Source organism: Hydrogenivirga sp., assembly GCF_056450045.1.
In genome coordinates this window covers 1-6,442 of the sequence record NZ_JBWONM010000197.1, presented here as the reverse complement: position 1 = coordinate 6,442, position 6,442 = coordinate 1, and the positions used below count along the sequence as shown (strand labels likewise).

Genomic DNA, 6,442 nt, shown 5'->3' with positions numbered 1-6,442 from the left:
GGAGTAAAGGTCAAAGCCCTGCTCCTTTAGGACCGCCGCCGTTTCCCTGAGCACCAAGAAGTTTATGTTCTCCCTCTCCTTAGAGCTGTCAACCACGAATACGAGCCCATCAACACCCTTCATTATCACCTTTCTGAGGGGATGGAGCCTAAACTGACCGGGCGTTGTTAGGACCTTTATGTCTATCTCCTGTCCCTCAAGGTTTATGGAGCTGAGGAACATTTCAACGAAGAGGGTTCTGTTCTCATCGGTCTCCATTGATATGTAATCACCCTTCGTTATGCCCCTTTCTTTCAGCTTTTCGTACAGGACCTTTACGTTTGTGCTCTTGCCCGCAAGGGATGCTCCGAAGTAAACGACCTTTAGCTTCATGTTGCCCCCAGTATCTTGTTGAGTTTGTCCTCTATGGCTTCGGGAGAGAGCTTCAGCAGCTTTGAAGGCTTAGGCTTCACTGAAGTAAATATCCTGTTCAGCTCGTCCGCAAGCTCCTTTAAAAATAGCCTGACAGTTCCCAGAGCGACGCTCTTGGGACAGAGAACGCCAACAAGGAACCTTTCCCCGACAGCCTTAACAACAACGTTCTGTTTCTTGCTCTCGTACTGGATAGCGTCAAGCAGGTCCTCGTGGGAGACCATCTTAGCCATCTCAAAGGCAGCTCCGAATATGCCGCTTATTATGCTCGCAAGGAACTCAGCCTGAGTTTCGTCAAGGTTCTTTCCGTAAAAGGAGATTATCCTCCCCGCATCGTCAGAAAGGAGAACCAAATCCGCATCAGTCCTCGCAACGAAGTTTTTAAGGGCGTTTACGAGCTTTTTCTCTACCTCTTCATCTATCTCGTACTGGACTACGTCAAGTTCCATACCACCCTCCTGATGATAATGATATACCAAAGACTTCCATTATCAACCCTCACTTCAGAAGGTCCATAACCTTCTTTATGCTCAGCCTCATCCTCTCAAAAGCTTCAGCGAGCCTACCTATCTCGTCCCTTGACTCTATGGGCACCTTCTGGTCAACGTCACCCATGCTTATCCTCTCCGTGTGCTCTATGAGGGTGTTTATCGGGTCTTCAACGTATTTCTTAAATATCAGGTAGCTTATGAAGAAGCTGAAGATTATACCCACGAAGACGAACATCAGTATGTAAACACCCAGCTGTTTGTAGGAATCTACGATAGGTGTTAGGTCGTAGCCCAGGATAAGGAGACCTATGTTCTTTCTTGAGAAGTCAAATATAGGCTTGGCGATCACGGCGTAGTTCTGAACTATCAGAACGGTTTCAGGCTTGTCCTTGACCTTAAGCATTATATCCCTAAGGATTGGGTTGGTCTCGTAGTAGAGGAAGTAGTCCCCGACCTTCTCCGCCTTGGCAGCCCATTCCGAGTGGGCAGCCGCCTTCTTTCTTATCAGGACGATGCTGTCCATACCTATCAGATCCTTAAGGTCATCAAGTATCGGATTGAAGGGAGTTATGAGCTCAACCGCACCGAGGTACTCGTCCCCATCCATAACCGGATAGGCTCCCGTAACTATAGCCCTCTTGAGACCTATCTCTATACCCCTCTGGGGTGCCCTCCTCTGAGCGACCGTAACTATTATCTTCCTGAACTTGGAGACGTCTATTCCAAATCTCTCAGGGTTCCAGGTCCTGAAGAAGGAAACCGCAACGGGTGCGAGGAAGTGGAGCCTGAGATCGTAAATACCTGTGAGGGTCTCAAGGTCAGCCCTCACCTTCACGTACTTGTACAGGAGTTTCCTGTTCTTCTCCTTGAAGGCTTTCTTTACATCTGGGTCACGGCTCACAAGGTAGGCGACTGATAGCCCAGCATTCTCCCTGCTCTGAATCTGCTCAAGGAATATCTTGTAGCCCATCTCCAGCTCGTCCTCAGCCTGCTTCTTCAACTGTTGTTGCAGAAGGTAGTAGCTGACCGCACTTACCGAAGCTATCAGGAGTATGAGAACTATAACGTTCGGTATAACGAACTTTTCTATCAGCGATGCGTTCCTGAAGTACTTGCCTACCATCCGAAACCTCCTGCTAAATTATATCGGGCAATATATCCCTAACCTTATTCAAAAAATCCCTGGCGGCTGACTCCTCAGGTATCTCCTTCCTGAGCTTATCTATCAGAATCTTAAGCTGGTTCTCCGTCATGGTGCTTTCTTTAAAGCCAAGCTCGTTAAGCCTTTTCTCCCACAGGAGCTTTCCAACAGGACCTATATCCTTTATGAAGGCTGACCTGATCTCAGATACCTTATCAATCGGCACGGTCTTTACCTCTTCCACACCGGAGCTCTCCTCAGCCTCAACCCCATGCAGGACGACCTCTAAAGGCTGGGGCTTCTCAATCAGGGAGACATCGTAGAGCCTTATGCTTCTATTTGGAAGGTTCTCAACCTTTCTGGAGAGCTTCTCCTTCTCCTGAGAGTCCTCTACGAATATACCCCTGTCCTTTATGAGGCTCTCAACGAGGTGTCCCCTGAAGAAGAGGTCGTACCTGTGTATCCCCTCACCCTCAATCACAACGATCGCGTCCCTTTTGTCTTTTGATACTGCCTCCTGAGCCTCCTTGTATGTTTTAAAGCCCTCCTCAGTCCTTCTCACGTTGTCAGAGTGGAGAGAGTAAAAGAAGCTCAGGACTTCAGGCTCCAAGGTGTACATTGACATGAAGCTCTTGGCAGGTATCAGGTTTGCGTTTATGTAGTTGACAGCCCTATCCCCGAAGGAGCCGTCTCCTCCAAAGACCGCAACGGGAAAGCCCCCCTGAAAGACCACTACACCGAAGAGGCTCTCCTCTGTAAAGAGGGCAACGTAGCCATCAAGATGGCTTCTCTGGGCAAGAAGGAACTCCTTGTTTATATCAAGAAAGCCCACGGAGACGGGCTCCTGTATAGGTGTCCCGAAGGGAAAGAATATGAGGGCGCCGTCCTTCTCCACGTCGTGCCTGTACTCAATAATCCCCACCAGGTCGTCAACGGTGGTCTCAAAGAAGGAGGCCACACCTTCTTTGCTCTCTATCTTGAACTCCTCGGGAGAGTGAACCCTCCTCACACCCTCTGGGCTGAAGCTCAGAGCCTTGTAGGGCTTGCCCTCGTAAAAGAGGAGGTAATCGTCCTTACTCCAGTAAACTATCTTCAGAAAGCCGGTTATCTCCTTCCTTCTTGCTTCATCAAGAACCTTGTTAAGGTTCAGAACGCTGACGTCAAGGTCTCTGAAGAGAACCCTCTTTATCATAATCCCCTTCTTCCCCCTAAAGTATTCGGTACATAACCACTATAAGTTTACCTTACAGGACTCACAGAGGTCACATATGGGACACTCGCCGCACTTGGGCTCTCTCGCCGTGCAGATGTTCTTTCCGTGGTTCAGGAGAAGGAAGGAGAACTTAGTCCACTGCTTCTGGGGAACTATATCTCTTAGCTCAAACTCTACCTTGTCGGGTTCCTTCTCCTTGGCTAAGCCTATCCTCTGAGATACCCTGAGAACGTGCCTGTCAACTATTATCGCCGGCTTGTTGTAAGCCCCGCCCACAACCATGTTTGCGGTCTTTCTGCCCACACCGGGCAACTTCACCAGCTCCTCAACGCCGTCGGGAACCTTTCCACCGAACTCCTTGACCAGTGCCTCACAGCACTTCTTCAGGAGCTTAGCCTTCCTTCTGTAAAAGTTTATGGAGCTTATGTCCCTCTCCAGTTCGTCAAGGGGGGTGCGGACGATGTCCTCTGGACCTCTGTACTTGCTGAAGAGCTCCTCCCTTATTGAGTTCACCTTCTTGTCGGACTCCTGGGCTGCGAGTATCGCTTCAACTAAGAGCTGGAAGGCGTTTTCGTACTCAAGCTCCAGCCTGGCATTGGGGTAGAGCTTTTCCAGCCTCTTTATTATCTCTTCTACCCTTTCCCTCAACCTTCCAGCTCTTTCAGAATCTTCTCTACGTGTCCCTTTGCCTTTACGTTGTACCATGCCTTGAGCACCTTCCCCTCTTCGTCTATAACGAAGGTTGACCTTATTATCCCCTTTGTGGTCTTTCCGTACATCTTCTTCTCCCCGTAGGCACCGAAAGCCTCTGCCACCTTCTTGTCGGGGTCGCTCAGAAGCGGGAAGTTGAGATTGTACTTTTCCTTGAACTTTTTATGGGAGCTTATGCTGTCGGGGCTTATCCCGACAACCTTATAACCCTTGGACACGAGGACGTTCAGGTTGTCCCTGAAGTCGCAAGCTTCCACGGTGCACCCGGGAGTGTTGTCCTTCGGGTAGAAGTAGATTATCACCTTCTCCCCCCTGAAGTCCTTCAGACAGAACTCCCTTTCCTCCCCCTTCTCATCAATTCCCTTGAGGCAGAAGTCAGGAGCCTTGTCTCCAGCCTTGAGCATATCTCAACCTCCCTTTTCAGTTTAACATTATTATATGAACGTCTTTGTCTTTAAATCGGAGCTCTGGACAGCCCAGTACACAGGCATCAAGGTGAACACCCTTGCAGCCTTCACAAGGGTCCTTAAGGATATAGACGATGACACCATATACTACCACCTTTACAGGAACCTCTTTGAGTACCACTTCCTGCCTACAGACTACGGAAATAGCTTCGCTTACTGGATGGCTGAGAACGGCTTTCCCGTCCTTGCGGAGAAGTTTTCCGCCATAGACCTGATGGAGTGTGTGTGTATCTCAGACCTGAGGGAGGCTGTGCTCAACATACTCCACAGCGAGGTAAACGGCTTTGAGAGGATATGCAAGCCCTTCTACTTCATAAGGGCTGTCAGGAAGGTCATAGATACTGGCGTAAGGGCTAAGAACATAGAGGAGTTTAAGGAAGGCTTGAATAAGGTTGGAATACACTCCCTCTTTTACCACCTCGTGACCTCCCGTCTCGTTCACGGTGAGCCTACCAACGACTTTTCCCGCTGGCTCAGGAGCATAGGTGAGGAGGAGAAGGCGGAGAGGATAGACAGGATAGACCTCATGGCTTACAGCCTCTACGAGGTGAGGGATAGAATACTTAAGGTTCTGGAGAGCTGAGATGTTTGAGGAGTACGCAAAGTACATAGATGCGGGAACGCTGAACGAGCTGAGCAAACTGGCTGAGGAGCTCAAGGGTGTAAGGGTTCTGCACGTGAACTCCACGAAGATGGGGGGTGGTGTCGCTGAGATACTCCACAGGATGGTTCCGCTGATGAACGAGCTGGGTATAGAGACCCGTTGGGAGGTCATAAAGGGAGATATTGAGTTCTTCAAGGTAACCAAGAAGATACACAACCTCCTTCACATGCCCGGTAGGGAGAGCCTCAGCCATCAGGACGTCATAACCTACATGAGGCACACCTACGAGAACGTTGCGACGATAGATACGGACTACTACGACGTCGTCTTCATCCACGACCCCCAGCCCTTGGGACTGATAGTAAAGAAGAGAAAGGGTCAGAAGTGGATATGGCGCTGCCACATTGACGTCTCAACACCCGATGAAGAGACCTGGAAATTCCTTGAGATGTTTGTAAACGGCTACGACGGGGGTATATTCCACATTCCCGAGTTCGTCAGGGAGGGCGTTCAGATACCCTCCTTCATAATACCTCCCTCTATAGACCCGCTTCACGATAAGAACATCCCCCTTGAGGAGGACTTCATAAGGGAAACGCTGAAGAGGTTCGGCATAGACCCGGAGAGACCCATAGTCTTGCAGGTATCAAGGTTTGATAGGCTGAAGGACCCCGTTGGGGTTATTGAGGCGTACCGCATAGTGAAGAGAAGGTACGACTGCCAGCTTGTCCTCGCCGGCTCCTTCGCCGATGACGATCCGGAGGGAGCGGAGGTTTATGAGGAGGTGCTGGAGACAAAGGGGGAAGATGAGAACATCTTCGCTTTGAACCTTCCTCCCGACAGCCACAGGGAGATAAACGCCTTTCAGAGGGCTGCCACCGTTGTGGTTCAGAAGTCAATAAGGGAAGGCTTCGGTCTCGTTGTCTCCGAGGCCATGTGGAAGGGGAAACCCGTTGTGGGAAGCAATATAGGGGGGATAAGAAGGCAGATAATCAACGGTGTGACCGGCTATCTTGTCAGCAGTATAGAGGGGACCGCTTACAGGGTGAAGCAGCTCCTTGCCAACGACAAAAACAGGGAAGAGATGGGCAGGAACGCACACCTACGTGTAAAGCACAGCTTCCTGATAACCAGACACCTAAAGGACTACCTTCTTGTGGTTCACAAGCTTCTTAAAAACTCGTAAACCTCCTCAACGTTCTTCAGGAGTCTGTCTGCCTCTGGTGGCTTTCTCTCACCGACGAATATTCCCGTCCCCCCCAGCTCCTTCACAGCCCTGAGGGCATCCCTGTCCGTTGTATCATCACCTATGTATATCACGGGCTTTTGCCCGTCCCATCCTATAAACTCAAGGAAGTTCTTCACCGCAGTTCCCTTGTCAAAGCCGCCGTAAACAGCCTCAAG

Annotated in this window: 9 protein-coding genes; 2 read left to right on the top strand and 7 right to left on the bottom strand. The window is 50.1% G+C overall.

The features are described 5' to 3' along the window. The 6 genes from AC1HCM_RS08130 to bcp form a co-directional block, all read right to left on the bottom strand. On the bottom strand, positions 1–372 hold a 372-nt coding region (locus tag AC1HCM_RS08130; RefSeq protein ID WP_479461268.1), incomplete at its 3' end, for a gliding motility protein. Further along, on the bottom strand, positions 369–860 hold the full coding sequence (locus AC1HCM_RS08125) for a roadblock/LC7 domain-containing protein (protein ID WP_479461267.1): 492 nt from the start codon (positions 858–860) through the stop codon (positions 369–371). The genes AC1HCM_RS08125 and AC1HCM_RS08130, both read right to left, overlap by 4 nt. Positions 861–909: 49 nt before the next feature. Further along, positions 910–2,025: a cache domain-containing protein gene (locus AC1HCM_RS08120; protein ID WP_479461266.1), complete on the bottom strand. Its 1,116-nt coding sequence runs from the start codon at positions 2,023–2,025 to the stop codon at positions 910–912. A gap of 13 nt (positions 2,026–2,038) precedes the next feature. Further along, the gene (locus AC1HCM_RS08115) at positions 2,039–3,235 is read right to left on the bottom strand and encodes a DUF8082 domain-containing protein (protein WP_479461265.1); all 1,197 of its coding nucleotides are present in this window, start codon (positions 3,233–3,235) and stop codon (positions 2,039–2,041) included. 39 nt (positions 3,236–3,274) lie between these two features. Further along, on the bottom strand, positions 3,275–3,904 hold the full coding sequence (nth, locus tag AC1HCM_RS08110) for an endonuclease III (protein WP_479461264.1): 630 nt from the start codon (positions 3,902–3,904) through the stop codon (positions 3,275–3,277). Further along, positions 3,901–4,371, bottom strand: coding sequence for a thioredoxin-dependent thiol peroxidase (bcp, locus tag AC1HCM_RS08105; protein ID WP_479461263.1), 471 nt, complete (start codon positions 4,369–4,371; stop codon positions 3,901–3,903). The genes nth and bcp overlap by 4 nt, the downstream gene beginning before the upstream one ends. Positions 4,372–4,405: 34 nt before the next feature. On the opposite strand from bcp, the gene AC1HCM_RS08100 reads away from it, so the two are divergent. Both AC1HCM_RS08100 and AC1HCM_RS08095 read left to right on the top strand, forming a co-directional pair. Then, positions 4,406–5,017, top strand: coding sequence for a DUF5752 family protein (locus AC1HCM_RS08100; protein WP_479461262.1), 612 nt, complete (start codon positions 4,406–4,408; stop codon positions 5,015–5,017). A 1-nt stretch (position 5,018) separates the two neighbouring features. Continuing rightward, positions 5,019–6,224: a glycosyltransferase gene (locus AC1HCM_RS08095; RefSeq protein WP_479461261.1), complete on the top strand. Its 1,206-nt coding sequence runs from the start codon at positions 5,019–5,021 to the stop codon at positions 6,222–6,224. On the opposite strand, the gene AC1HCM_RS08090 is transcribed toward AC1HCM_RS08095, so the two are convergent. After that, the coding region (locus AC1HCM_RS08090; protein WP_479461260.1) for a hypothetical protein at positions 6,200–6,442 on the bottom strand (243 nt) is incomplete at its 5' end. The genes AC1HCM_RS08095 and AC1HCM_RS08090 overlap by 25 nt on opposite strands.